The sequence below is a fragment of the Chryseobacterium sp. CBTAP 102 genome, from assembly GCF_003201365.1.
Classification (GTDB): domain Bacteria; phylum Bacteroidota; class Bacteroidia; order Flavobacteriales; family Weeksellaceae; genus Chryseobacterium; species Chryseobacterium candidae.
Genome location: NZ_QICX01000001.1, coordinates 250010 through 276107, shown reverse-complemented (window position 1 = coordinate 276107; position 26098 = coordinate 250010). Strand labels below are relative to the sequence as shown.

Genomic DNA, 26098 nt, shown 5'->3' with positions numbered 1-26098 from the left:
AAGGGATAAATGGTTTAAAATAAACTTTTCAAAAAACACCTGAAAATCCCTTTAAACAGGCACTCTTCGACTTTGGCAAGCAATTTGCAAAATAATTCGGGTCTGATTGAGAGATATCCGACACACAAATAGTAAAATTAAAAAATAAAATTATGAAGAAGTTATTTTTAGGATTAGCATTAACTGCTGGTACACTAGCTTTCGCTCAGGAAACAGAAACTAAAACAGTTAATGCATCACCACTAAAAAAAGATGTACAACCCGTTAGATTCGGAATTAAGGCTGGAGGAAACTCAGCATATTTCAGCCAGCAAAAGTTTGGAATCAACACTCAGCAACTAGGTTTCCATGCCGGTGCATTTGTTAATATTCCACTTTCAAAACAATTCAGCTTACAGCCTGAGGTATTATACAACCAAATGGGGGCAAAAGATGTAATCTCATCTACAGAAACTGACAATGGAGTTACGAATGTAAAAACCAAAGTACAGGGCAGAGTAAAAATGGATTATATTTCTGTTCCTTTAATGGTTCAGATGAGACCTACTGACAAGTTCTATATTGAGGCAGGACCTGAATTCAGTTATTTCATCAACGGAAAAACTAAAGGAGAAACAAGTGTAGCAAGTACTACAGGAGGTGTTACTACAACCACTACAAGTTCTAATACTCAAGATATCGACAAAGATCAGATCAATAAATTCAATTTCGGATTGGGTCTTGGTTTAGGATATGATATCACATCCAACATCGGTATCAGTGCAAGATATGTAAATAGCTTGACAAAAATTGATAAAAGCAGACCAGCAGCTGAAAACAACAACAGAGTATTTCAGTTAGGCCTGAACTATAAATTCTAATTTAGAACCAGTTTTTTAACCGAAGTGCATTAACCCTGCACGCATAAAATAGCCGGAAGATTTTCTTCCGGCTATTTATATTGCAATAAGTTTTATTCGAATATTCCCGGATCATCGCTGATGATACCGTCTATTCCCATCTCTTTTAATTCCTTTAATCTTTCTTTTGTATTCACGGTCCATGGGATTACTTTCATGCCCAATGAATGGCATTCCTGTACTAATTGAGGGGTCACAAGACTATGTTCAGGACTGTAAATAGTAGGAGTAAAGCTCAGGAACTTCATATCTCCGGCTACTCCATTCAGGTGATGGGGATACAGGTTGAACTTTTCTACCGGAATATTTCTAAAATAAGCCTGCTGCTGAGCCAGCTTTTTATCATCTACCTTTTCCACGAGTAAAGCAGTCATTATTTCAGGATATTCTTTATGAAGGATTTCCAGCGTTCTCGGGTCAAAAGACTGGATGATCACTCTGTCCTGTATCTTTTTTTCTACAATAATCTTCATCATCAGATCCACAAATTCTTTTGGTTCCGGATGAAGAATGTTATCAGAAAAAGGACGTGTCTTTGTTTCTACATTGTAAAAAGGCAGTGGTCTTTTCAATTCACGGGCATAGGTTTCGCAAGTGTCTATTACATCTGAAAAGAGAGGTTTCTGAGCTTTCATTTTCTTTTGATCAGGATAGTTATTCAATTTTTTCAATCCCACATCAAAGGTTTTGATCTTTGCGTAAGGCATTTCATAAATTTTGTAATAAAAACCTGAATCTTTGGGAATGTAAGCTCCATCCGGCTTTGTAACCAGTTCCGGTGAGAGAAAAGCGTCATGAGAAAGAATGACTTTTTTGTCCTTCGTTATGGCCAGATCCATTTCCAGGGTTGTCACATTCATTTTCAGAGCATTTTTCATAGCCGGGATTGTATTTTCGGGGTAAAGGGATTTCCCTCCTCGGTGTGCCTGATTATCGAAAGTCTGTGAAGAATAAAGGTGGGCAAATACCAGAAAAATACCCGTAAAAAGTGCGTGTTTCATATCCTGAAGTTTTAATTTGACAAAATTAAAGCTCCATTGTATCCTGAATAATACAGGAATATTAATCTTTTGCTACATTTATAAAGTAAAAGAACCAGGCTGTACACCCGGTTCTTTTAGTATTTTAATAAAGAGATTAGTTGAATAAATCCACCTCTTCTCCTTTTCCTACAGGATATTCCTCTGTAAAGCACCCGAAGCAGTGGTTAGCTGATCCTAAAATGTCTTTCAGATTGTCTATGCTTAAAAACTCTAAGGAATCTACTCCCAGATAATTCTTAAGTTCTTCCGTAGTCATATTCGCTGAGATAAGATCATCTTTAGACGGAGTATCAATTCCCAGATAACATGGAGCAATAATTGGAGGAGAAACACTTCTGAAGTGGATCTCTTTTACGCCTGCATCTTTTAAAATTTTAACCAGTCTTTTCGATGTTGTTCCACGAACGATAGAGTCATCAATAATGACTACTCTCTTATCTTTCATCTCAGAAATGATCGGGTTCAGCTTAAGGTTTACTACCCTTTCTCTCATTTCCTGTGTAGGAACGATGAAACTTCTTCCGATATATCTGTTTTTGATCAAAACAGGGCGGAAAGGTATTCCTGAAGCCTTTGAGAAACCAATAGCAGCCGGAACTCCGGAATCCGGAACTCCAATCACCAGATCAGCTTCTACAGGAGCCTGTTCCCAGATTTTCTCTCCGGATTTTTCTCTGATCTCGTATACATTGATGTTTTCTAAAGTAGAGTCAGGTCTTGCGAAATAAATATATTCGAAAGAACAGATTCTCTGCTTACCTTTCGCTTCATCCATCATATAAGAATGAAGCTTTCCAGGTTCGTTTTCATTGGTATAAATGATCTCGCCCGGAAGAATATCACGTACATACTGAGCGCCTACAGCATCTAAAGCTACAGATTCTGAAGCCACTACATAGGATTTTTCATCAATAGCTCCCAACACTAACGGACGGATACCATTGAAGTCTCTGAATGCAAAGAATTTATTCCTGGTCATCCCAACTACGGAATAAGCACCTTCAATCTTTTCCATGGTTGCTTTGATCGCTCCACGAAGACCTAAATCAAGGTTTTTCTGGATCAGTCTCAGGATGACTTCAGAATCGGAAGTCGCTCTGAAAACTACGCCTTCTGCTTCTAATTCTGCTTTTAATTCTTTGGCATTGGTAAGGTTACCGTTGTGTGCTATGGAAAGTATAATCTGGTCATATTCGTTTTTCGCGAAAAATGGCTGGAAGTTATATTTCTTTTTATCTCCTGCAGTGGTATAACGGGTATGGCCAATTGCAGAATTTCCCATAAAAGTTTCAGGTTCCTGAATTTCTTTATAAACATCCAAAACCAGTCCTTCGTCTTTCATGTTTGTGATTCTTCCATCCTTTAAAACGGAAATACCACAAGCTTCCTGACCTCTGTGCTGTAATGCAAAAAGACCAAACTGTGAAAGGGAGAAAGTATCCAGATCATTATCCGAATACATTCCGAAGATCCCACATTCTTCATTAGGAGCATCCAGTCTTTCCTCTTCCTGAGTTCTGAAAAGATTCCTTCCGTAAGTCTGGGTTTCAAACTGTTTTAAATATTCACTTTTATGAATGTCTAAACTTTTCATTTCTATTTTTTCTAATGATTAGAAGTTAGATATTAGATGTTAGAAATTAGTCTAAGTTAACTTCAATTATAATTTTAAACTTGCTTTTAATGAATAAATCATTTTTTGAATTTCAGCTAAAAGTTCCTTTAAAGGAGCTATTTTCATTTCAGATATAAAATTTAAATCAATCAGTAACTGAAGTTGAGTTTGCAGCTCGTAAGTAGAACCAAACGCAATTCCAAGGAACTGATAAAATTCATTTTTATTATTTCTTCCGGCTCCCTCTGCAATATTAGATGGTATTGAAACTACACATCTTCTGATTTGAGATTGTAGTCCGAATTTTTCCTCCATGGGTAATTCAGCAGAAATCAAATAAACTTCTTTCACCAAAGCCATTGATTTTGTCCAAACCTTCAAATCTTCTATCCGGTGTGATTTCATACTAATTTCTAATATCTAACTTCTAATTTCTGAAATTATTTTGCAAGTAAGTTCTTCAATCGGTTGTAGATTTCAACATAAGCCTCAGTAACTTCTCCCAAGTCTCTTCTGAATCTGTCTTTGTCTAATTTCTTCATGGTATCTTTATCCCAAAGTCTGCAGGTATCAGGAGAGATTTCGTCTGCTAAGATGATTTCACCGTCTGAAGTTTTACCTAATTCGATTTTGAAATCTACCAGAATGATATTGATTTTGTCGAACAGGTCGATAAGGATGTCATTGATATCTGAAGATAGCTCATACATCTCGTCAAGCTCTTCATAAGTAGCTGCTCCTAAGAAAACGGCATGGTGGTCATTGATAAGCGGATCTCCCAATTCATCTTTTTTATAGCAGATATCGAAGATCGTTACCGGAGATTTAATTCCTTCTTCCACTCCTAATCTTTGTGCCATACTTCCTGCAGAGTAGTTTCTTACTACCATTTCCAGAGGAATGATAGAAACCTTTCTTACCAGCTGCTCTCTTTCGTCTAATTTTTGGATGAAATGAGTTTTGATCCCTTTTTCATTTAAATATTCAAAAATAAGAGTTGTGATCGCGTTGTTCATTTCCCCTTTAAGATCTACCTGACCTCTTTTTTGAGCATTAAATGCTGTAGCATCGTCTTTGAAACGTACTACTACTTCATCAGGATTATCGGTTGCAAATACTTGTTTTGCTTTCCCCTCGTACAACATTTCTTTCTTTTGACTCATAATTTTACTTTCTAAATTGTAGTTAGATTTATTGATTTATTTTATTATTATTCCTGTTAAGACAGCCAGTCCGAAGCTCAGCAGCGTACCAATTAATACATATTCTGTAAGCTTTCTCTGTTTTGCCTGTGCAAGGTCGCTGAATCTGAAAACAGATTTGGCAGCCACCATGAAACCTACGCCTTCCCAGTGATTCACCATGATAAAAGTGAAAACCAGCAGACGTTCTAAAATTCCGATATATTTTCCGGCACTTGATAAAGATTCGGTTTGAATAGTATTGGGACCATCCGGAGCGGGTGTCCAGGATGACAATAAGATTTTGATAAAAATAGAAGCAGGTGTCGTAAGAAACAATGCGGCCATGATTATCTTTAAAAATTCCTGATTCTGTAAAAAATCAAAGCTGAATTCCCGGAAATAAAAAGAAACTCCTGTAATCACCAGAACATGCAGCAGCTGATCAATGAAAAACCATCTTTTCTTAGTCTTTACATTCTGGAAAGTAAGCTTCGCTGCATCAATAATAAAGTGAGTGATTCCCACCAATACAGCAACCCACCAAAGCTGAAGATCCCATAGAAAAACAAGACTTAAAATAATGTGAATCAGAACATGAATGTATAAAAACCTGCTTTTCAGTTTAGAGTTCTCCTTATCTGCAACCCATGAATTTGGCTGAAGTATAAAATCTCCGAGTAGATGTGCCAATATGAGTTTGATAAAGATCATACCTATAATTCTGAAATTTTCTTTCTGAAATACTGATTGGTTTCCACGATGAGCTCATAGTTGGCTCGTTTCAGCCTCTGGCTTACAGAAGACTGTGAAATAGCAAATCTTTTGGCAAGATCTTCCTGAGTAATATCCTGATTCATGATCATTTCATGAATGATCTCCGCTGTAGCCATGGTCCAGTTATCAAAATCCTTGGACGACCATTTCAACAGGATATTAAGATCCCTGTCTACAGGATCACTGGATGTTTTAATAGCAACAGTATGACCGTCATTTTTAAGATCATTAAGCAATCTCCCGGAATTCACGTAAGCTGTACCGTTGGATTCAGTGATTTTCTCAGAAGAGAAACTTTCCTCACCAATACCTATAGCCATTCTTACATCCAGATTTTCGACACTTTTAATAAGAGATTTTATGGCTAGAAAACGCCAGAAAACGTCATCAATATTGCACTTGAACTGAAACTCATCCCCTCTGTAGATTTCCCATGTGTGAGGAGCGCTTCCCCATTTTTCGAGAAGATGTTTAAGCCTGGTAATCCAAACTTCAGTGTCTGCATGCTGTGAATTTATAATATCACCGGTAATAACCGCTATCATACTGCAAATATAAGCATAATTACTTATATATAAAAAATATAAGCAGAAACACTTATAGATATTCATTATTAGCGAATCAGCTTATATCAATGATGCAGTAAATATAATGGGTTTAAGGATTTATATTCCATTGTTAAATCAGAAAAAATCAAAATACGGATTAAAATTTTATGATCAGACTAAGTTTAACTCCCCATTTTTACATTATTTTGAAGAGAGAAGCTATTCGTGCTATCCGCTCATACTCCTCGCGCCCTCCTTTCCTCGAAGCTTGCTGTGGGGTAACCGCTTCTATCAGGGCTAGAATAATTATTGAGCGTAAAGTGAAACAATATCTTGAATCATTTCTACATCATATAAAAATAAACCTAACAGGTTTTTAAAACCTGTTAGGTTTAGCTCGTTAAATCTTCGTAAAAATAACCTTGACTAAAGCCTGTCAAGGTCAAGGTAAGATTATTTTTTAATAAACTGATGCGCTTTTTCATCAAGCTTCAGGAAATAGATCCCAGTAGGAATTCCCTGTACGGAAATACTTTTCTTATTTCTGAAAGGATATTTTTCAGTGTAGATCACTTTTCCGGAAAGATCTATGATCTGGGCTGTTTTTACTTTCTCTGTTTCTCCGTTTACATAAAGATGATCATCAACCGGATTCGGGTATATTATAAATTCTTTATTGTCAGCGATCAGCTCTGTGGCAGATAATGTTCCCCCCAGATTCTGGCAGTAGTTGGACGGGTAAGAATCCCACTCTCCTATACTGAATGTATTGGTTGGCTGGTTGATGGTACTCTTTCTGTATAAAGATACATTTCCGTTATTATTGGTTGTGAATTTTGTCCCAATAGCATCTACCGTCACGGTTTTGTTATAAGCAAGTTCTACGTAGTTCCCTCCGGCATACATCATAGGATCAGAAGCTGTAGCAAACTTTGCCTGCCCGGTTGTATAACATGACAAAGTACCTTTTGGATTCAAAATAACAAATGTTTCATTATTTCCTACTTTACCTTCCAGCTCATAGGTATCTCCACTATAATAAGCTCCAGAACTGCTATTTCTGAACTGAATATTGATTCTGTAATTATTTAAATTCACCTCATGCCCTGTTTTATTGACAATTTCCAGAGCATTATTCTTTATAAATTCCGTATTCGTTCCGGATATATATTTTGTAATCATAAGATCCGGAGCGTAAGAATCCGAAGCAGTCGTTGAAGCTGTCAATGTATTGCTGAACGGGGATTCCAGATAGGCTTTATCAAAAGCTTTCACTGTAAAGGTATAAGTAGTTGAAGGACTCAGATGATCTACACTGACCGAAGTCCCTTTTGTAACCGCAACAGGTGTCGTTGATCCGTTCATATAAACCCTGTACCCTAAAACATCACTATCAGGAGAGGCTGTCCAGCTCAGATTCACAAAATAAGCATTCTGCTGGGTTGAAACCAGTGATCCCGGAGCTGCAGGAGCAATATTGTCGGGGTTTTCGGACCAGATCATATCAATCCATTCAGGATGGTCAATAAATGGATTTCTGTTTTTTTGTATGGCATAAACGGCGTTGTTCCGGTCAGTTTCTCTTTGTGAAACCGGGTCTGCTGTATTCCATTGTTTCAGCATAGCAATATAAGCCAGATCAACCGCTCTTTCTTCTGTTCCGTCTAACGGACACTGATCTGTAGCAGGAGTAAGATTAGCGGAAGTAGTATAAGCTGTATTGAATGAGCCTAATTTTCCTTCATACCGTACAGCAAAATATAATAATGACCTCGCGATATCACCTTTAAATTCATTAATAGGTTCATACACTCTTCCGGTATAAGGATAATTGGGAATAGCTGCATTCGATACCCTCGACGTGTTGGAAAAAATATAATGATTCGTATTATTTCCTATCCCATAAGGATAATTACTTCTCCGCTGATTGATAAAGCCATCAACAGGAATAATAAAATTCAGATCCGAATACATAGGATAATCGCTGATGGATGAGCTTGTACTGAATGTACTTTGCGGCATCATATGCTCCCGGTTATACCCTTGACCTTCCGCACCTACACCTGCTGCCATCTGATCTACAGTGTACTCATAGGAATCAGGTCCAGAAGGGATTTCAGAATAAATATCCAGCAAATATTGAGTATTGGAAACATCATGATCATAATATATATCCAGATCAGTCTGCCCATATAACATTTTAAGGTCGTCATAATGCCAGTTGATCATTCTTTCCGAAATAATATCGTGGAGTTTTGATTTCAGTGCATATCCCGTCAGCCCGATGGTTCCGTCATAATATCCGGCAGGAGCCTGCGCGCAAATATATGAGGAAATTAAAATGATAGGAAGTAGAATTTTTTTCATACCTTAAAAATTGGGAAACTAAATTAGTGAAATAAAAAATGCAAATGACTGAATATTTTATTAAGAAAGTATTAATTATCTAAATATAAAATTTTGATAATTAAAGGGATTGACCTTTACATAGTATGAATGAAATAATTTATTTTAGCATTCCATCAATTTGGTTATCTTTGGGAATTAACTATTATTATATGAATACAGAGACTCTTGACAACATCAAAATGATAGCGGAAACAGCTAGAGAATTCGCAGAAAAGAACATCAGACCCAATATTATGGAATGGGATGAAAGCCAAACATTTCCAAAAGACTTATTCCACCAATTAGGTGAAATGGGTTTTATGGGAATTGTAATTCCTGAACAATATGGAGGTTCTGGCTTAGGTTATCATGAGTATGTTACTATTCTGGACGAAATTTCTCAGGTTGACCCTTCTATTGGTCTTTCTGTAGCTGCACACAACTCACTTTGCACCAACCATATTTATGAATTTGGAAATGAAGAACAGAGACATAAATGGCTTCCTCAGTTAGCTTCCGGAAAAGTAATCGGAGCTTGGGGGCTTACTGAACACAATACAGGTTCAGATTCAGGAGGTATGTCTACTACCGCTGTAAAAGATGGTGATGAGTGGATCATCAACGGAGCTAAAAACTTTATCACCCACGCTATTTCAGGAGATATTGCCGTGGTAATGACAAGAACAGGAGAAATAGGAGCTAAAAATAACTCTACAGCTTTTGTTTTGGAAAAAGGAATGCCTGGTTTTACTTCCGGAAAAAAAGAAAATAAATTAGGAATGCGTGCTTCCGAAACAGCAGAATTAATTTTTGATAACGTACGTGTACCGGATTCTCACCGTTTAGGCGAAGTAGGTGAAGGATTCAAGCAGGCTATGAAAGTTCTGGATGGCGGTAGAATCTCTATTGCTGCATTAAGTTTAGGTACTGCAAGAGGAGCTTACAAAGCAGCTTTAAAATACGCAAAAGAAAGACATCAGTTCGGGAAACCTATTGCAGATTTCCAGGCGATCAACTTTATGTTAGCAGATATGGCAACAGAAATTGATGCTGCTGAACTTCTTATTCAAAGAGCATCTACTCTTAAGAACGCAAAACAAAAAATGACAAAAGAAGGAGCTATGGCAAAACTATATGCTTCTGAAGCTTGCGTTAGAATTTCAAACAATGCGGTTCAGATCTTCGGAGGATACGGATATACAAAAGACTTCCCTGCTGAAAAATTCTATAGAGACTCTAAGCTTTGTACTATAGGTGAAGGGACTTCTGAGATCCAGAGACTGGTAATCGGAAGAGATATCACAAAATAACATTTTAAAATCCCAATACAAATGATTAAACAGGCACTTTTAGGTGAATTTCTGCATGAAGCTGAAAACACCAGAAAAATTTTACAGGCAATTCCCGACAGCGCACTGGATTGGAAACCGTCCGAAAAAAACTGGACCACAGGCCAGCTTGCGTCTCATATTGCTGAAGTATACAATTGGTATGAATCCACTTTCAATAAGGATATTTTTGATATGGGTACGTACAGGTATGACAAAGGAGACATTTCCAAATCGGAAAATATCCTTGCAAAATTTGAAGAAAATGTTGCCAACGCACAGAAAGTTCTTGAAAACTCTGATGAAAGCACTTATTTCAATGAGTGGAAAATGGAAATGGACGGAAATGTACTTTTCCCTCCTATGCCAAAAGTTCAGGTGATAAGAGCTTTTCTTTACAATCATTTGTACCATCACAGAGGTGAGCTGGTTGTTTATTTAAGATCAACCGGAAATAAAGTTCCCGGACTTTATGGCCCTACTGCTGATGATAATATGTAAGTAAGAATTATATTAATATACTAAGCTGTTTCATTTAGAAACAGCTTTTTTTGTGGACCAATACAGTAAACTTGATTTATCATCGTTATTTATATAGTATTAAATAATTCACAGATTATATTGTCTCAATTTAATAAATAACCAATATTTTATTTTTTTCAAATTAAAATACATTTCATCAATTTCAATTTTCTTTTATTAATGAGCTTTTTCAATTATATAAAATGCATCACATAATATATTACACGAAAAGTCCAAATGTTTCTTAAAAAAATTCGTTTTTCGTAATATATTTTTTATTACATTTGATATTCCACAATCAAATTTAATATTTAATATGAAAAAACAATTAACGCTGATTGGAATGCTCCTTATTTCGGGTATTTCTTTCGCACAGACTGACCGTCTTTGGTCTGAAGGTTCAAAAAAAACTTCATCAGAGATTTTTGAAAACAAAACCAGCATCAGCAATCCTAAGGTATACAACCTGGATATCAACGGATTGAAAAACATCCTGGCAAAAGCTCCCAAAAGACTGGCTGCAGGCGAAAAATCAGAACTCATTATCTCTTTTCCGAATTCTGAAGGCAGAATGGAAAATTTTAAAGTGAGGGAGAATTCCAATTTTGCTCCTGAGCTGGCAGCAAAATATCCGGATATCAAATCCTATGTAGGACAAGGTCTGGATGATCCTAATTCCACAGTCTATTTCAGTGTTTCCCCACTAGGGCTGTCTTCTATGGAAATTTATGGTGATAAATCAGCTGTTTTCATCGAACCTTACACCAAAGATCTTTCTTCTTATGTAGTATACAGAAAGTCTGACAAAAAAGATGATCTTAATAAGTTTGAATGTACCGTGGTGGATGCCGCACAGAAAGGAGTTTCCAATTCCGCTCTTGCAGCAAGGCCTAATGCTGATGATGCCAAACTGAGAACATTCAGACTCGCACTGTCCTGCACAGGAGAATATACCACTTATTTCGGAGGAACAAAAGCTCAGGCTTTAGCTGCAATGAATACCACCATGACCCGTGTAAATGGTGTATTTGAAAAAGACTTCGCAGCAAGAATGGTTCTTATCGCCAACAATGATGCTGTCATCTACACCAATGCTTCTACAGACCCTTATTCTGCAGCTTCAGGAATGAGCAGCTGGAATTCTCAGCTGCAAAGCACTTTAACATCTGTAATTGGGGAGGCTAATTATGACATCGGTCACTTATTCGGAGCTTCAGGAGGTGGAGGAAATGCCGGCTGTATCGGCTGTATTTGTACAAATGGTTCAAAAGGAAGCGGATACACTTCTCCGGCAGATGCCATTCCTTCAGGAGACAATTTCGATATCGACTACGTGGCTCACGAAATGGGACATCAATTTGGTGGAAACCACACATTCTCTATGAACAATGAAGGAACAGGTGCCAATATGGAACCGGGCTCAGGATCAACAATTATGGGATATGCAGGAATTACCAGCCAGGATATTCAACCGCATTCCGATGCATTTTTCCATGCAATAAGTATCCAGCAGATCACCAATAATATTAAAGCTAAAACCTGCTCTGTTAATACCAACACCGGAAATACAATTCCTACAGCTAATGCAGGATTGGATTATACCATTCCAAAAGGAACTCCATTCGTACTGACAGGAACAGGAACGGATGCAGACGGAGATTCTTTAACCTATATCTGGGAACAAATGGACAATGCTTCTTCTTCCCAAACTGGAGCAAGTTCAGCCGCAAGCGCTACAAAAGCTTCAGGACCAAACTTCAGATCATGGACTCCAACCACTTCTCCGGCAAGATATTTCCCGAGAATGGCTTCAGTTCTGGCAGGAGCAACCACTACTGCAGGTTCTGAAATCACTGTAGAGGCGCTTTCTTCCGTTGCCAGAACATTAAACTTCAGATTTACCGTTCGCGATAACAAAGCAGGAGGCTCAGGAAATAATTCCGATGATGCTGTTATCACTGTTAACGGAACTGCAGGACCATTCAATATCACTTCACAGAATTCTGCAACAACCTACGCTGGAGGAAGTTCTCAAACAGTAACATGGAATGTGGCAGGAACTACAGCCAACGGAGTAAACACAGCCAATGTTGATATCCTTTGGTCAACAGACAATGGAAATACATGGACTACCCTATTGGCAGGAACTCCAAATGATGGTTCACAGGCAGTAACCATTCCTAATGCCAATACAACAACAGGAAGAATTATGGTAAAAGGATCAAACCATATTTTCTTTGATGTTAACAATGCTAACATCTCTGTAAATGCAGGTTCCGGAACTCCTGACACTGTTGCACCTACAGCTCCTACCCTTGCTGCCTCAGGAACTACTGCTACCACAACAAATCTTTCATGGTCAGGGGCTACAGATAACGTAGGAGTTACAGGATATGACGTTTACCAGGGAGCTTCACTAATTGGTTCTACAGCTTCTACTACGTATACTGTAACAGGACTTACTCCTGCTACTACATACTCTTTCTCTGTTAAAGCAAAAGATGCAGCAGGAAACGCTTCTGTTTCCAGCAACACCGTAAGTGTTACAACTCTTTCAGGCGGAACTGTTACTTACTGTTCTTCTTCAGCATCCAATACTGCGGATGAAAGAATTGGAAATGTAAAATTCGGTTCTATTAACAATACATCTACAGGAACTGCAGGTTACGAAAACTTCACTTCAGTTTCTACCAATGTTACCAGAGGAAACGCTTATACAATTTCAATTACTCCGGTGTGGACTTCTACAAAATATAGCGAAGCCTACGCAGTGTATATAGATTACAACGGAGATGGGGACTTCACAGACAGCGGCGAACTGGCATGGACAAAAGCAGGTTCTACAACCAGCCCGGTTACCGGATCTATCACCATTCCATCTACAGCTACGGTTGGGTCTACAAGAATGAGAGTAATGATGAAATACAGCTCAATCCCTACTTCTTCTTGTGAAGCCTTTACTTACGGACAGGTAGAAGACTATACTCTTAATATTGTTTCTTCAGGAAAAGGAGATCTTCAGAATACAAAAGATCTGATCACAGATGTGAAGCTTTACCCAAACCCTGTGAGAGATATACTTAATATTTCCAATACAACTTCAGAAGATTATAAGATCTTCGATATGGGTGGAAAACTAATTGACTCAGGAAAGCTTCAAAGAGGTTCTGTAAACGTAAGCAATCTTATTAAAGGTGCTTATATGATTCAAATTGGAGAATCTTCTAAGAGATTTATTAAAAATTAGTAACTAATAAACTTTTTAAAATTAAACGATGTGAAAAACCGTTCTGCACAGAACGGTTTTTCTTTATTTAAAGTTTTATATAAAATTTTCAAAAACCTCTTTATTAATAAAATTAATTTCAAAATAATAATTTATTTTAGAGAAAATAACTAGTATTTAAGTTTTTTGATTTAAATTTATCGCATAACAATATTTTATTGTACCGTTTGCCCAGATTGTATTTAAGGGAGCTCCAGATCGTTTTTTAACGTCTGATGCTGTTGCTTCTTTTGAGTTTATTTTGGCGTACATCGGTATTTCAATAATTTACGGTCAAAATCACATTATTAATCCAGATTCCAGTCCTTAAAACTCCTGCTAAAGACCGGAAAAACATCAGCAATACTCATTTCAGTATTTTACTTAAGATGTTTATCGGGAAAAAGATGTTTCAAAAAGGTACCCTTCAAATACCCTTATAATTTTAAAACAATTTAAAATTTTTATATGAAACATTTATTTAAGTACCTCTTTTTTTTAGCTATTACTTCGTTCTCGGTTGCCTGTAATTCAGACAGAGATGATGAACCAGACACCAATCCTGATGTCGTCACTGTATTTTATAAAAATGCGGATGAACTGGCTGTAACTTATGACGCTAATAATTCGGTAAGTCAAGCAGTCAGAAATCAAGCTTATGACTTATACAAAAGGGGAAAATGGAGTGAATTGGAATCCCTTTTTAAGGCTAATAATTTAAATGGAGGCTGGCCGCCTGCCAACGGAGGTTACAATATCGTTGATGATGTTCCTTTACAGGTTGGACAAAAGTTCGACAGATACAGCGGAGCTGTCGGCAGTTATAACGGAACCGGAGTTCCGACACTGGGAGGAAGTTTCACCAGTCCTATCATTAACGGATACACATATACCTTTACACAAAGAGCTTTAAATCAGCCTGAAGACAAGTACGATTTCTATTATGAAATTGATGTTTTGAATAATTCCATGCAGTTTAAAACACAGACAGCAGACATTATTCCTTGGTTCAGCCAGGCAGGAAAAGGAAAACAAACTATGTGGAAAATCCCAATTGATATCAATACAGGATACCAGAAAACATGGAATAAGCTGGCAGAAGAAGGTTATATTAAAATTACCATTAAAAAAAGTCCCAGCGGAAAATATCCTAACTTAGTAGGCACGGTTATCCAGCCATAAATTAACTCAGATGTACTCAATATCAGAAAAAATAAACATTACCGGAAAAGCTTATGTTGAAAAAAGTTCCTTTATCAATGACGAGGCGCTCCCATCAGCAGCAACAATTTTTATCTGCTCTCATTGCGGAAACAAAAATACAATTACAATAGCTCCTTACGAATCAGGATTTCCTGTTATGCAATTATATCATGAAGATAAGGTGTTACCTAAAAGTGAATTGCTAAAACACGGAATGGTCAGCGAAACCTCCCAAAGAATGTTTCATTTCGGCGAATTGACCGTTAATGATCTGCCAACATTATACTTTGGTACCCATTGCACTTCCTGTCAATCAAAATATATAGCCATATTCAGCTATGGGGAAAAGCAGCCCGGATTGATGATACTGACCATTTCCGGAGTGTGGAAATATGAGTAATTAAAAATATACCCAAAGATTCATCACAAAACCACAATTTTCAAGTTGTGGTTTTTGATTTCTATGGATTAAATTTTTCCCACAGACAAGTTAGATTTTCACAGATGTTTGGGTTTAAATAATTTTATTCTGAAAATGAAATGCTGCAATTTATTATCTGTGATACTGTAATCATTATATGCTCTCTTCCTCTTTATTCATAGATTTCTCCCTGTACATTTCACATTTTACAAATCCTTTTCTATCTTTGTGGGAAATAAAAAAATTCATGGATAAAATTGATAGTCTGAACCAAGTAGCAGAATTCCATACTACTTTCAAAGCCCCTATTTTAGATACCCCACAAATTCCTTCTCCTGAAAGATGCAGTCTGAGAGTAGAGCTTTTACAGGAAGAATTAAACGAGCTGAAGCAAGCGATTGCAGATAATAATATCGTAGAAATTGCAGATGCATTATGTGATCTTCAGTATGTTTTGAGTGGTGCTGTACTGGAATTCGGACTTGGCAACAAATTTGTAGAACTATTCAACGAAGTTCAGCGCTCCAATATGTCGAAAGCATGTGATAATGAAGAGCAGGCAAAGGAAACCGTAGAATTTTACAAAGAAAAGGAAGTAGAATCTTTTTATGAAAAGTCCGGAGAAAAATTCAATGTTTACAGACAGGCAGATCATAAAGTATTAAAAAACAAATACTACTCTCCTGCTGATTTAAAATCAATTATCGAAAAATAAAATATGAAAAAATTTATTACCAATATTGTTGCCTTTTCAAGCTTGTTTTTGGCTGCACAACAGGTTACTGCACAAAAAGTTGTGGTAAACCGTGAAGTTGAAACTCAGAATGACGGCAAAATGCTTTTAGGAAACCAGTTGAAAGAGCAGTTTTTGAAAGCTCCTTATGCAGATTGGTATGTGAAAGAACATGATGAGTATGTTCTTGACCAAAAAGCAGTCAGTGATTTAAAAAAAGAAAAAATCGGAACTTATGATATTATTGTTTTCATAGGAACCTGGTGTGAAGACAGCCACAGAGATTTTCCAAGACTGATGAAAATATTGGAAGCCGTGAGTTATCCGGACAGTAAATTGAATATTATTGCTGTTAACCGTAAGAAAGAGTCTCCTACCGGAGATGAAAGTCTTTACAATCTTCAGAAAGTTCCTACCATTATCCTGAAAAGATATGGAAAAGAAGTAGGCAGAATTATCGAAATGCCTACTACAGGATATATTGAAAGGGATTTGGTTCAAATTCTGAAAAAGAACGATTCGTCTGTTATCAAAGAAATTTTTAAATAGATTTTGAGAAATTATAGAACAATATTATCCTTTGCAGCGGGTGCCGGCGCGATGGTGCTGCTGTTTTTTGGTCTGAAATCCTGCCTGAATCTTGGAAGTAAAACTGAAAAATCAGATTATTATATTCTGACCAATCAAATTTCCAAGATGAATAAAATGGTGGTGATGGAACAGAATACATCCAGCATGCAGAAAACCAAAATGGGTTATGAGGTTTTTGGGAAAGAAGTTTCCAGCAACAGCATCATTACGTATACAAAGACTAATGCACAGGTTTCTTATGATCTCAACAAAATGAAGATCGAAGTAGATTCCATCAACAAAAAGCTTATTATTACTGAGCTTCCTGATGCTGAGATAAGAATAACTCCAAGCGTTGAGATCCAGTCTTTGGACGATTCTTTCTTTAACAGAATCTCGGAAAAAGATATTAAAAGTGTTACTCAAAAAGCTAAGGAAACAGCAGAAAAATCAATTGACCAGAATCAGCTGAGAACCGAAGGCCGCAAACAGCTGATGGAAAACCTGAATAATGTTTTTGTTCTGGCGAAGGCTTTAAATTATGAAATAGAAGACAAAACCGGAAAAATTGGCATTCTGGGACTTTAGAAGAAAATATTTCTGTTTGGCAAACCCTTTGAATGATATGATCCATATTGTTGACATTTAAAATTCAAAATCATGGATACAAAAGGAAAAAACCATAAAAAAGAATCTGCCAATACCGCAGAAACCCAAAAGCAAAATCAGGATTTCCAGAATATTCCTGCAGCATCAAAAAAGACCAATCCGCCTGATATTGATAAGGAAGATGTTCAGAAATCTTCAAAAAACCAATCAGGAAAAACGGATAATACAAAAAGATAAAAAAGCTCTTAGGGCTTTATTTATAATGAAAAACGACAAGTTCCGCCTCGTATGAGGCGGAACTTCTCTTTCTAACTATCTAACTAAACATTTGTTTCTATACAATGGTGGATTTTCCGATCTTGATATTTTCAAAATTGTAATAGGACTTTTCGGAATATCTGATATGATCAGCAATAAAGCTACCCACTTCACTTGTGGAGTAATACTGCTTGGTATTAAGATCAATTGTTACATACTTATTCTCAATAGCTTGTTCTACAGACTGTCTTAATTTATCTGCTGCATTCTGTAAGTTAAGATGATCCAGCATCATGGCAACGCTTAAAATAGATGCAACAGGATTGGCAATTCCTTTTCCTTTTGCCTGTGGATAAGACCCATGAATAGGCTCAAACAAAGCATTTTTCTCTCCTACTGAAGCAGAAGGCAATAATCCGATAGAACCTCCTATTACACTTGCTTCATCAGAAATAATATCACCAAACATATTTTCCGTTACAATAACATCAAAATGCTTAGGATTAAGAATCAGCTGCATGGCTGCATTGTCTACAAACATATAATCAAGCTGTACATCAGGATATTCCGGTGCAATTTCCTGGCAGGTCTTTCTCCACAATCTTGAGGTATCCAGAACATTGGCTTTATCAATAAGGGTAAGCTTTTTCTTTCTTTTCTGAGCTTCCTGGAATGCCATGTGTGCAATCGGAATAATATCTTCGCGGCTATATTTGCAGACATCATAAGCGTAGTTACCTTCCGGATCTGTAAATTTTTCACCAAAATAGATCCCGCTCACCAGTTCTCTGAAAATCTGGATATCGGCACCCTCAATAATTTCTCTTTTGAGCGGACTCTTATCAATCAGAGACGCATAGGTTTTCAAGGGACGGATATTGGCAAACAATCCTAACTCCTTACGAAGTCTTAATAATCCCTGTTCAGGTCTTACTTTCGCTTCCGGATTATTATCAAAAACCGGATCGCCTATAGCTCCGAAAAGTACTGCATCAGACTCTTTACAGATTTTCAGTGTTTCTTCAGGCAAAGGATTTCCTGTTTTAAAAATAGCCTCTGCACCAATTAATCCATAATCAAAATGGAATTTATATTGAAAAACTTCAGCAATAACATCTAATATTTTAATGCTTTCACTGATGATTTCCGGGCCAATCCCATCTCCGGGAAGAACCGCGATTTTAAAATAATTGTCGCTCATTTGCTTTTTGTGTTTTTAATTCAAATTCTGTGATGGTCTGCTTTCTGCTGATTAAAAAATCAATATCATCGTAGCCGTTCAGCAGGCATATTTTTTTATAGGAATCAAGTTCAAAGGTTTCCGTGGTATCTTTAAAGCTGACAGACTGCAGCTCTACATCAATGGCAATTTCATTATCAGGATTTTCATTAATTCCTTCAAGGATTTCTTTTAAAAATTCTTCTGAAACTTTTACAGGAAGAAGTCCGTTATTCAGGGCATTTCCTTTAAAGATATCTGCAAAATAACTTGAAATAATTACTTTGAAACCATAATCCGTCAATGCCCACGCTGCGTGTTCACGGCTGCTTCCACAACCGAAATTATTTCCCGCCACTAAAATTTCACCCTCGAATTTTGGATTGTTTAAAACAAATTCCGGATTAGGTTCTCCCGTATGGATATTGAACCTCCAGTCTCTGAACAGATTTTCTCCAAAACCTTTTCTGTCTATACTTTTCAGGAATCTTGCCGGAATAATCTGGTCTGTATCTATATTTTCTGCCGGCAATGGAACTGCGCGGGATTTTAAAACAACTAATTTTTGCATGTGTTCTACATTGTTAGACTTTAACCACAAAAGTTTTTTTTACTTTATTAAAAGAATCCACATAAGAAGTTCGCATAAGAATGAAAATCAAAGATTTTCAAAAAAAGCTTAAGTGCTTTTTTCATGTAAGTAAATAATAACTTCTTCTTACATAAGCATTGCTTTCTTTTGTGTCTTTGTGGTTAAAACATAATTTAAAATACTTTTAATTTAAACTTTCAAAAGCTGAGATCTTACCTTCTATGGCTGCTTTTGCTGCAGTAAGCGGGCTGGCAAGAATAGTTCTTGAACCTTGTCCCTGCCTGCCTTCAAAGTTTCTGTTGGAGGTGGAGACACAATATTCTCCTTCCGGGATTTTATCATCATTCATGGCCAGACAAGCTGAACATCCCGGCTGACGAATCTGAAATCCTGCGTCACTGAATATTTTATCCAAACCTTCCTCATAAATCTGTTTAACAACCTGTTGAGATCCGGGAACAATAAGTGCTTTTACAGCATCAGATTTACTTTTCCCTTTAATATACTGGGCCGCAGAGCGGAAATCTTCTATTCTTGCATTGGTACAGCTTCCTATGAAGACATAGTTAACCTTGATACTGTTAACTGTCTGTCCGGCTTCCAGCCCCATATATTTCAAAGCTTTCTCTTCGGATTCATTTTGCGGTGCCGGAATAACTTCGCGGATTGAAATACCCATTCCCGGATTGGTACCATAAGTTATCATTGGGTAAATATCCGAAGCATCAAAGCTGAGTTCCTGATCAAAAACAGCTCCTTCATCTGTTTTCAAGGTTCTCCAATACGCTGCTTTTTCATTCCAGTCTTCTCCTTCCGGAGCAAATTTCCTTCCCTTTACGTATTCTAAAGTAGTTTCATCCGGAGCAATCATTCCGCCTCTGGCACCCATTTCAATACTCATGTTGCAGACCGTCATTCTTCCTTCCATTGACATTTCTTCAAATACATTCCCTGCATATTCACAGAAATATCCTGTTCCTCCGTCTGTTCCTATTTTTGAAATGATATAAAGAATCACATCTTTAGGCTGAACATTTTCATTTAATTTGCCGTTGACTGTAATTCTCATTGATTTCGGCTTATTCAGCAATAAACACTGGCTGGCAAATACCTGAGCCACCTGGCTGGTTCCAATCCCAAAGGCAATAGATCCAAATGCGCCATGGGTAGAGGTATGACTGTCACCACATACAATGCTCATTCCCGGCTGGGTAATCCCTAATTCCGGAGCGATAATATGAACAATTCCCTGATATTGATGTCCCAATCCGAAAAGTTCAATATTATTTTTCTTACAGTTTTCCGTAAGCTGTTCTACCTGATTTCTTGAAAGATCATCTTTAATGGGCTGATCCTGATCCAAAGTAGGTACGTTGTGATCTGCAGTGGCTACAATCTGTTCCGGTCTGAAGAGTTCCAGATTTCTGGATTCAAGTTCCGCAAAGGCCTGAGGACTGGTTACCTCATGAATAAGATGCTTGTCTATATAAATGATCTGAGGTCCGTCAGGAATAGTTTCTACCACGTGAGCGTCCCATACTTTATCAAAAAGTGTCTTTTTATTGTTGTTCATTGTTTACTTTATCTTGATTTTACATCAAACCTATCCTATTTTTCTGCTGAAAGAATCTATCATTACATTCAGATCATCATTATCTATTTCTTTTTTAAGATCAGCGATCTTCAAAAATTCCTGATATAAGTAATCAAGTTCATTCTTAGTTACTTCATAGCCTATATGCTTAAAACGGTAAGCCAATGCTGAACGTCCGCTTCTCGCAGTCAGTATAATCGAAGAAGCATTTACACCTACTTCTGCGGGATCAATGATTTCATAGGTCTCCCTGTTTTTAATCACACCATCCTGATGAATTCCTGAGCTGTGAGCAAAGGCATTAGCTCCTACAATGGCTTTGTTAGGCTGTACGGACATTCCCATCAGATCAGAAACCATTGCACTCATTTCATTCAGCATTCTGGAATTCACATCGGTATGCAGATTCAAATCCTTATGCTGTTTTAAAATCATGACAACTTCCTCCAATGCTGTGTTGCCAGCTCTTTCTCCTAATCCGTTGATGGTACATTCTATCTGGCGCGCTCCGTTGATTGCTCCTGCAATAGAATTTGCTGTAGCCAGTCCGAGATCATTATGGCAATGACATGAAAGCACTGCTTTTTCAATTCCTTTTACGTTTTCTCTCAGGTACTTTATTTTCTGACCATACTCTTCCGGAAGACAGTATCCTGTGGTATCAGGAATATTCAGTACAGTTGCTCCTGCTTTAATGACCGCTTCACATACTCTTGCAAGATATTCATTATCCGTTCTTCCTGCATCTTCAGCATAAAATTCTACGTCTTCCACATATGTTTTTGCATATCTTACCGCATCAACTGCTCTTTCAATAATGTCTTCTCTTGTGGAGTTGAATTTGTATTTAATATGAGAATCCGAAGTCCCAATTCCTGTGTGGATTCTTGGTTTCTTTGCAAACTTCAGTGCTTCTGCCGCAGTATCAATATCTTTTTTATTGGCTCTTGTGAGTCCGCATACCTTCGCATTTTTCACCAGTTTTGAAATTTCTGAAACAGATTCAAAATCTCCGGGGCTGGAAATTGGAAATCCCGCCTCGATAATATCAATTCCTAACGTATCAAGCCTTTCAGCAATAATCAGTTTTTGTTCCGTATTCAGTTTGCATCCCGGAACCTGCTCCCCATCTCTCAGTGTCGTGTCAAAAATTTCAATTTTTTCGGAATTCATAAGTGAAGTTTTTTACTTAATTTTGGCTCAAAACTACAGCTTGCGTTATTTTTTCATTTTCACTTTTCCTGAAAATTACAATATTCAATAGCTTAGAAAACAATTGTATTTATTTATTAATCAGTAATTTAATTCCCCAAAATTTACAATGGCAGAATTGCAGAAAGATTTTTTGTTTGTATTGGTAAAGTCATTGACGACCTCTGAAAAAAGACAGTTTAAACTCTACGTAAACCGGCTCGGAATTAACGTAGATGCCAAATTTCTGCTGTTATTTTCTGAGATGGACAAAATGAAAGAATACGATGAAAGTATTATTATTGATAAAAAAATATCTACAAAACAACAGCTTTCCAACCTTAAAGCCCATCTTTACAAACAGATTCTTGTAAGTCTCCGTATGAACCCGAGTCATCAGAACTACAGAATACAGCTTCGTGAACAGTTGGATTTCGCCAACATTCTGTATCAGAAAGGGCTTTATAAACAGGCTTTAAAAATATTAGACAAGACCAAGCAAACGGCACTGGAACTGGATGAAAAAAGTATTGCATCGGAGATCATAGATCTTGAAAAAGTAATTGAATCACAATTTATTACACGAAGTATTGAAGGCCGTGCGGAAGAGCTTATCAAACAGTCCCGGGAGATCAGTAAACAAAACCGTTATACCACAAAATTATCTAATCTTTCTCTGAAATTATACAGCGAAATGCTTACCCATGGTTATGTAAAAAACGATGCAGACCGACAGGAAGTAATGGATATCTTTAATGCTGAGATTAAAAATATTAACCCTGAGAAACTGAATTTCACGGAGAAATTATGGTATTACAAAGCCCATGTCTGGAAAAACCAGCTCTTACAGGATTATAAATACACCTTAAAATATGCCTATCAGTGGGTAGATCTTTTTCATAAAAAGCCTGAAATGATCTACAGCCATCCTGTTTGGTATATCAAGGGGAATACTTATTTGCTGAAAATCCTGTTTTTATATGGAAATATTGATATTCTGGAAGAGCATTTTCAGAATTTCAACAAAATGGTACATACGGAGAATTTTGTTCAGAATGAAAATCTCCAGTCTCTTATTTTCCTTACCCATTACAATACCCTGATGAATATTCACTTTGTAAAAGGAGAATTTTTTACAGGAACCAAACTTATTCCTGAAGTGGAATTAAAAATGGAAAAACTTAGAGAAAGAATAGATGAACACCATTTTATGATTCTCTACCTTAAAATGGCGGCCATGTTCTTCGGCAGTAAAATGTTTGACAAATCTATTGAATATTCCATGAGGGTCATCGAATCCAAAGGAAATGTACAGGAAGATCTGTTGTTCCATACCCGGATTCTGATCTTAATGGCAAAATATGAGTCCGGTAATGATGAAGATTATGATGAATTTATTGCTTCTACTTTGAAGTTTGCCAAGAAAATGAAGAAGCCGGAAGAATTCCATTTTGAAAGCATCCAGTTCTTCAAGAACCTTAATAATCAGGTGCCGGATCATAGACAGAAAGCATTTGAAAGTTTTGATAAAAAGCTGGAAGAGTTTTCCAACAATGAGTATTACCGACGCTCCTTATTCTATATTGACATCCATGGATGGATCAAATCTAAAGTTCAGCATGTGGATGTGATTGAGATTATCAAGCATAAAGTGAAGTACAAAAGAAAACATTAAATAAAAACATGTAAAATTCTATTTTACAATATTTTAAAATAATTTATCTCATGTAAAAAAGAGCATAAAAAACTGTTTTCTTTTTAATATAGTCTCGCAGACTTAGGTATTAACAGGTCGCTCCTCCGGAGCTTTATTTCTATGGGGAATTCATTTTTTTCTACCAACAGTAATCCCGGTTGGAGCGACCTGTTTAATTATGCTTTGATTTAATCGGACAGAAATATTTTTTATTGATACATATTCTCTATGAAATCCAATGCATTTTTATGACTGATCTTTTCTGCTAATTCTGAAGAGAAGCGTTTTTCAATTTCTTTATTGATGGCATTAAAAACGGACGCATCATCATATCCTTCAAAGAAAACAGGATATCGGGATTTATCCGGGTGGTTTTTCCAAAAGAAAAAATCGGCTCCATATGCAAGCGCATCTTCTCCTCCTAAATCAAGACCGTACTGAATATGTTCATACAACATTTCCGGGTTGGTATCATCAACACAATTGCGGATAAAGTTGAGCCCTATTAATCCTTTTCTTTTAATGACTTCTTTTGCCAGTTCATCAGGAAGATTTCTTTTTTTGTCGTGGACCTGTCTATAGTTAGAATGACTTGCTAACACAGGAATCTTATAGTTTCTCTGATCGATATAATTAAGAATTCCATAAGCAAGCTGATCACTGGTATGAGCCAGATCAATAGCAATATTTTTTTCTGAAAAATAGTCAAGCAGGACTTTTCCGTCATCTTTCAGTCCGACATCAGAATTGTTTCCTCCTCCAAATCGGTTTTCAGTATGATGGGTTATTCCAAGATAAAGAACTTTCTGTGTTTTTTCAATGATCGCTTCCAAATTTTTAAAGCCAGCATCAAGGGTATCATTTTCACCACAAAAGCCAGATGCATTTTCAATGGAAGCAATAACGCCTACCTTATCTGTGTTCTCAGGATTCTTATAGTTTTCACCATCAAATAAGAAAAAGCTTTCATTTTGAAGGAGATCTGAAAATATTTCGCTCTGCTTTGCTCCATAAACAGTACTATTTTCATCTGTTGCTGAGTATATAGCCATCACCTGAAGCTTTACATTTCCTTCCTGCAAATATGGAAGCGAACAGCCAAGCTCTTTGTCATCTGTTAATGACCCCGGCCGCAGTAAATAGCATAATAAATCGCAATGCAGATCAATATTAATAGGATTCATATTATTGTAATTTTAAAGTTTTATTTCTTTACTTTTTTAAGTTCATCATTGATAAATTCTACAGAACTGTTTTCAAAAGCTTCAAGCAGTCTCGGGACGAAATCTCCGAATGTTTTATATTTTTTTCTGTTAGAATTGTAATCTTTTAATTTTTCTTCTAATAGGGGTATAAAAATGAAATTATTTTTCAAATGATATTCCTGAAGTCTTTTTACCCTTTCTTCATCTTTCTGAATTCTGGCAGTTTCAATCTCACCCAATCTCACCAGATGTTCCGCAACACAGGTTTGATAATCCCCATAACCTCCTGTTTTAATCATCACTTCTTTTAATTTTGACTTTTCAAATAAATCTTTAAACCTGGTCAGCTGTTCCTTATTTTTATATATTTCTTTATTCACAAAAGAGTGTCCGAATTCATGAACACTTAAAAAACGTGCCTGAAACTGATTGTCATAGCCAAATTCTGCAGTTTTCTGTACTCTCACGAACGGACTTGCAATCTCATAAATATTTTTTGCTCCTGATTTCAAAACGACTTCTGCAGCAATTCCTCTTCCTTCATTATCTTCTATAGGCCACATCATCATAGGAGAAATAATAATGGTATAGGCATTAAAGCTTTCGCCGTAAAACCGCTCCATAGCAGCCGTAAATCCGGCAGGAATCTGTTTGTTATATTCCTCTATCCCACCATTATAGAAGCTTTCATTCTCTTTAAAAAACTGCCCTATATTCTCCTGAATATAGAATATTGAAAGATCAGAAATATAATTTTTAATTAAATCTGTAGCTTCTTTATTTTGTTCCCTGGTCAGATTATTGTTTTCAAAATGATAATCATTGAGCCAGTCTACTGCCGGAAATTCCTTATGATACATAAGAGGTTTCATGAGGACATCATTTCCGGAACCATATTTTTCCATTAAAACATCATTGAGTTCTGCTGTAGAAACAGCAATTTTTGAATTCTTCAGCCGGCTATATTTCTGTAAAGCTTTTTTTACAACAGGCTGGTAAACAGAGCACTCTTTTATCTTATAAAGTTCAAAGTCTTTATTGTTCCTTCTATGCTCTGCGGAAAGAATTTCTGCAAGAAAATAGGTTTCAATATTTTTGTTATAAGTAACAGAAAATGGAGTGTTTTTTTTCTGTGAAAAGCTACAAACGGAACTCAGTGATAGAAATACAACCAGTATCTTTTTCATTTTAAATATTAATTCTCATTCTAATTATAGGCTAATATAGTATTTTATCTAAAA

24 protein-coding genes are annotated in these 26098 nt (G+C 36.6%); 11 read left to right on the top strand and 13 right to left on the bottom strand.

The features are described 5' to 3' along the window. The first annotated feature begins 152 nt into the window (after positions 1 to 152). Complete coding sequence (locus C8D70_RS01235; RefSeq protein ID WP_076594784.1) at positions 153 to 860, top strand: porin family protein; 708 nt, start codon at positions 153 to 155, stop codon at positions 858 to 860. 92 nt (positions 861 to 952) lie between these two features. Here C8D70_RS01235 and C8D70_RS01230 read toward each other — a convergent pair whose 3' ends face one another. The 7 genes from C8D70_RS01230 to C8D70_RS01200 form a co-directional block, all read right to left on the bottom strand. Then, the gene (locus C8D70_RS01230) at positions 953 to 1900 is read right to left on the bottom strand and encodes a glycerophosphodiester phosphodiesterase family protein (protein ID WP_110366123.1); all 948 of its coding nucleotides are present in this window, start codon (positions 1898 to 1900) and stop codon (positions 953 to 955) included. Positions 1901 to 2036: 136 nt separating this feature from the next. Further along, positions 2037 to 3536, bottom strand: a complete 1500-nt coding sequence (gene purF / locus C8D70_RS01225) for an amidophosphoribosyltransferase (RefSeq protein ID WP_034698287.1) — start codon at positions 3534 to 3536, stop codon at positions 2037 to 2039. Positions 3537 to 3602: 66 nt separating this feature from the next. Next, entirely contained in the window at positions 3603 to 3962 is a 360-nt protein-coding gene (locus C8D70_RS01220; RefSeq protein WP_076594787.1) for a four helix bundle protein, read from the bottom strand. Between the two features lie 35 nt (positions 3963 to 3997). Next, complete coding sequence (gene purC / locus C8D70_RS01215; protein WP_034698289.1) at positions 3998 to 4720, bottom strand: phosphoribosylaminoimidazolesuccinocarboxamide synthase; 723 nt, start codon at positions 4718 to 4720, stop codon at positions 3998 to 4000. Between the two features lie 36 nt (positions 4721 to 4756). Next, a complete protein-coding gene (locus C8D70_RS01210; RefSeq protein ID WP_076594788.1) occupies positions 4757 to 5452 on the bottom strand; it encodes a DUF3307 domain-containing protein in 696 nt (231 codons plus the stop codon). Between the two features lie 2 nt (positions 5453 to 5454). Next, entirely contained in the window at positions 5455 to 6060 is a 606-nt protein-coding gene (locus tag C8D70_RS01205) for a SatD family protein (RefSeq protein ID WP_076594789.1), read from the bottom strand. 456 nt (positions 6061 to 6516) lie between these two features. Beyond that, on the bottom strand, positions 6517 to 8430 hold the full coding sequence (locus tag C8D70_RS01200; protein ID WP_110366122.1) for an endonuclease: 1914 nt from the start codon (positions 8428 to 8430) through the stop codon (positions 6517 to 6519). Positions 8431 to 8621: 191 nt separating this feature from the next. On the opposite strand from C8D70_RS01200, the gene C8D70_RS01195 reads away from it, so the two are divergent. The 9 genes from C8D70_RS01195 to C8D70_RS01155 all read left to right on the top strand — a co-directional run bounded on the left by C8D70_RS01195 (position 8622) and on the right by C8D70_RS01155 (position 17339). Beyond that, a complete protein-coding gene (locus C8D70_RS01195; protein WP_076594840.1) occupies positions 8622 to 9761 on the top strand; it encodes an acyl-CoA dehydrogenase family protein in 1140 nt (379 codons plus the stop codon). Positions 9762 to 9782: 21 nt separating this feature from the next. Then, the gene (locus tag C8D70_RS01190; RefSeq protein ID WP_076594791.1) at positions 9783 to 10280 is read left to right on the top strand and encodes a DinB family protein; all 498 of its coding nucleotides are present in this window, start codon (positions 9783 to 9785) and stop codon (positions 10278 to 10280) included. A gap of 337 nt (positions 10281 to 10617) precedes the next feature. Further along, positions 10618 to 13548: a reprolysin-like metallopeptidase gene (locus tag C8D70_RS01185; RefSeq protein WP_110366121.1), complete on the top strand. Its 2931-nt coding sequence runs from the start codon at positions 10618 to 10620 to the stop codon at positions 13546 to 13548. A 486-nt stretch (positions 13549 to 14034) separates the two neighbouring features. After that, a complete protein-coding gene (locus C8D70_RS01180; RefSeq protein WP_076594793.1) occupies positions 14035 to 14748 on the top strand; it encodes a glycohydrolase toxin TNT-related protein in 714 nt (237 codons plus the stop codon). Between the two features lie 10 nt (positions 14749 to 14758). Further along, positions 14759 to 15169, top strand: a complete 411-nt coding sequence (locus tag C8D70_RS01175; protein ID WP_076594794.1) for a hypothetical protein — start codon at positions 14759 to 14761, stop codon at positions 15167 to 15169. A 268-nt stretch (positions 15170 to 15437) separates the two neighbouring features. Next, positions 15438 to 15905, top strand: coding sequence for a nucleoside triphosphate pyrophosphohydrolase family protein (locus tag C8D70_RS01170; protein ID WP_076594795.1), 468 nt, complete (start codon positions 15438 to 15440; stop codon positions 15903 to 15905). A gap of 3 nt (positions 15906 to 15908) precedes the next feature. Further along, on the top strand, positions 15909 to 16472 hold the full coding sequence (locus C8D70_RS01165) for a TlpA family protein disulfide reductase (RefSeq protein WP_110366120.1): 564 nt from the start codon (positions 15909 to 15911) through the stop codon (positions 16470 to 16472). 3 nt (positions 16473 to 16475) lie between these two features. Further along, positions 16476 to 17081, top strand: a complete 606-nt coding sequence (locus tag C8D70_RS01160) for a DUF4230 domain-containing protein (RefSeq protein WP_076594797.1) — start codon at positions 16476 to 16478, stop codon at positions 17079 to 17081. 72 nt (positions 17082 to 17153) lie between these two features. Continuing rightward, positions 17154 to 17339 (top strand): hypothetical protein, encoded by a 186-nt coding sequence (locus C8D70_RS01155; RefSeq protein ID WP_076594798.1) that lies wholly within the window; start codon positions 17154 to 17156, stop codon positions 17337 to 17339. A 97-nt stretch (positions 17340 to 17436) separates the two neighbouring features. On the opposite strand, the gene leuB is transcribed toward C8D70_RS01155, so the two are convergent. The 4 genes from leuB to C8D70_RS01135 form a co-directional block, all read right to left on the bottom strand. Beyond that, positions 17437 to 18561 carry a 3-isopropylmalate dehydrogenase gene (gene leuB / locus C8D70_RS01150; protein ID WP_110366119.1) on the bottom strand — a complete coding sequence of 375 codons (1125 nt, stop codon included), beginning with the start codon at positions 18559 to 18561 and terminating at the stop codon, positions 17437 to 17439. Continuing rightward, positions 18542 to 19150, bottom strand: coding sequence for a 3-isopropylmalate dehydratase small subunit (gene leuD / locus C8D70_RS01145; RefSeq protein ID WP_076594800.1), 609 nt, complete (start codon positions 19148 to 19150; stop codon positions 18542 to 18544). Before leuD ends, leuB begins: the two co-directional genes overlap by 20 nt. A gap of 205 nt (positions 19151 to 19355) precedes the next feature. Further along, a complete protein-coding gene (gene leuC, locus C8D70_RS01140; protein ID WP_110366118.1) occupies positions 19356 to 20744 on the bottom strand; it encodes a 3-isopropylmalate dehydratase large subunit in 1389 nt (462 codons plus the stop codon). A 30-nt stretch (positions 20745 to 20774) separates the two neighbouring features. Next, positions 20775 to 21938, bottom strand: a complete 1164-nt coding sequence (locus C8D70_RS01135) for a 2-isopropylmalate synthase (RefSeq protein WP_110366117.1) — start codon at positions 21936 to 21938, stop codon at positions 20775 to 20777. 148 nt (positions 21939 to 22086) lie between these two features. Between C8D70_RS01135 and C8D70_RS01130 the strand changes: the two genes are divergently transcribed. Further along, a complete protein-coding gene (locus tag C8D70_RS01130; RefSeq protein ID WP_110366116.1) occupies positions 22087 to 23631 on the top strand; it encodes a hypothetical protein in 1545 nt (514 codons plus the stop codon). Positions 23632 to 23861: 230 nt separating this feature from the next. On the opposite strand, the gene C8D70_RS01125 is transcribed toward C8D70_RS01130, so the two are convergent. Then, a complete protein-coding gene (locus tag C8D70_RS01125) occupies positions 23862 to 24836 on the bottom strand; it encodes a dipeptidase (protein WP_110366115.1) in 975 nt (324 codons plus the stop codon). A gap of 20 nt (positions 24837 to 24856) precedes the next feature. Beyond that, positions 24857 to 26044, bottom strand: a complete 1188-nt coding sequence (locus C8D70_RS01120; protein ID WP_110366114.1) for a DUF4932 domain-containing protein — start codon at positions 26042 to 26044, stop codon at positions 24857 to 24859. Positions 26045 to 26098 lie beyond the last annotated feature (54 nt).

Excerpts from the sequence above, each read along its gene's own strand:
- C8D70_RS01120 (WP_110366114.1), bottom strand. The coding sequence starts at position 26,044 with ATGAAAAAGATACTGGTTGTATTTCTATCACTGAGTTCCGTTTGTAGC.
- C8D70_RS01220 (WP_076594787.1), bottom strand. The coding sequence starts at position 3,962 with ATGAAATCACACCGGATAGAAGATTTGAAGGTTTGGACAAAATCAATG.
- leuC (WP_110366118.1), bottom strand. The coding sequence starts at position 20,744 with ATGAACAACAATAAAAAGACACTTTTTGATAAAGTATGGGACGCTCAC.
- C8D70_RS01130 (WP_110366116.1), top strand. The coding sequence starts at position 22,087 with ATGGCAGAATTGCAGAAAGATTTTTTGTTTGTATTGGTAAAGTCATTG.
- purF (WP_034698287.1), bottom strand. The coding sequence starts at position 3,536 with ATGAAAAGTTTAGACATTCATAAAAGTGAATATTTAAAACAGTTTGAA.
- C8D70_RS01175 (WP_076594794.1), top strand. The coding sequence starts at position 14,759 with ATGTACTCAATATCAGAAAAAATAAACATTACCGGAAAAGCTTATGTT.
- C8D70_RS01195 (WP_076594840.1), top strand. The coding sequence starts at position 8,622 with ATGAATACAGAGACTCTTGACAACATCAAAATGATAGCGGAAACAGCT.
- purC (WP_034698289.1), bottom strand. The coding sequence starts at position 4,720 with ATGAGTCAAAAGAAAGAAATGTTGTACGAGGGGAAAGCAAAACAAGTA.
- C8D70_RS01180 (WP_076594793.1), top strand. The coding sequence starts at position 14,035 with ATGAAACATTTATTTAAGTACCTCTTTTTTTTAGCTATTACTTCGTTC.
- C8D70_RS01205 (WP_076594789.1), bottom strand. The coding sequence starts at position 6,060 with ATGATAGCGGTTATTACCGGTGATATTATAAATTCACAGCATGCAGAC.
- C8D70_RS01170 (WP_076594795.1), top strand. The coding sequence starts at position 15,438 with ATGGATAAAATTGATAGTCTGAACCAAGTAGCAGAATTCCATACTACT.
- C8D70_RS01235 (WP_076594784.1), top strand. The coding sequence starts at position 153 with ATGAAGAAGTTATTTTTAGGATTAGCATTAACTGCTGGTACACTAGCT.
- C8D70_RS01190 (WP_076594791.1), top strand. The coding sequence starts at position 9,783 with ATGATTAAACAGGCACTTTTAGGTGAATTTCTGCATGAAGCTGAAAAC.
- C8D70_RS01125 (WP_110366115.1), bottom strand. The coding sequence starts at position 24,836 with ATGAATCCTATTAATATTGATCTGCATTGCGATTTATTATGCTATTTA.
- C8D70_RS01135 (WP_110366117.1), bottom strand. The coding sequence starts at position 21,938 with ATGAATTCCGAAAAAATTGAAATTTTTGACACGACACTGAGAGATGGG.
- C8D70_RS01200 (WP_110366122.1), bottom strand. The coding sequence starts at position 8,430 with ATGAAAAAAATTCTACTTCCTATCATTTTAATTTCCTCATATATTTGC.
- leuB (WP_110366119.1), bottom strand. The coding sequence starts at position 18,561 with ATGAGCGACAATTATTTTAAAATCGCGGTTCTTCCCGGAGATGGGATT.
- C8D70_RS01165 (WP_110366120.1), top strand. The coding sequence starts at position 15,909 with ATGAAAAAATTTATTACCAATATTGTTGCCTTTTCAAGCTTGTTTTTG.
- C8D70_RS01185 (WP_110366121.1), top strand. The coding sequence starts at position 10,618 with ATGAAAAAACAATTAACGCTGATTGGAATGCTCCTTATTTCGGGTATT.
- C8D70_RS01155 (WP_076594798.1), top strand. The coding sequence starts at position 17,154 with ATGGATACAAAAGGAAAAAACCATAAAAAAGAATCTGCCAATACCGCA.
- leuD (WP_076594800.1), bottom strand. The coding sequence starts at position 19,150 with ATGCAAAAATTAGTTGTTTTAAAATCCCGCGCAGTTCCATTGCCGGCA.
- C8D70_RS01210 (WP_076594788.1), bottom strand. The coding sequence starts at position 5,452 with ATGATCTTTATCAAACTCATATTGGCACATCTACTCGGAGATTTTATA.
- C8D70_RS01230 (WP_110366123.1), bottom strand. The coding sequence starts at position 1,900 with ATGAAACACGCACTTTTTACGGGTATTTTTCTGGTATTTGCCCACCTT.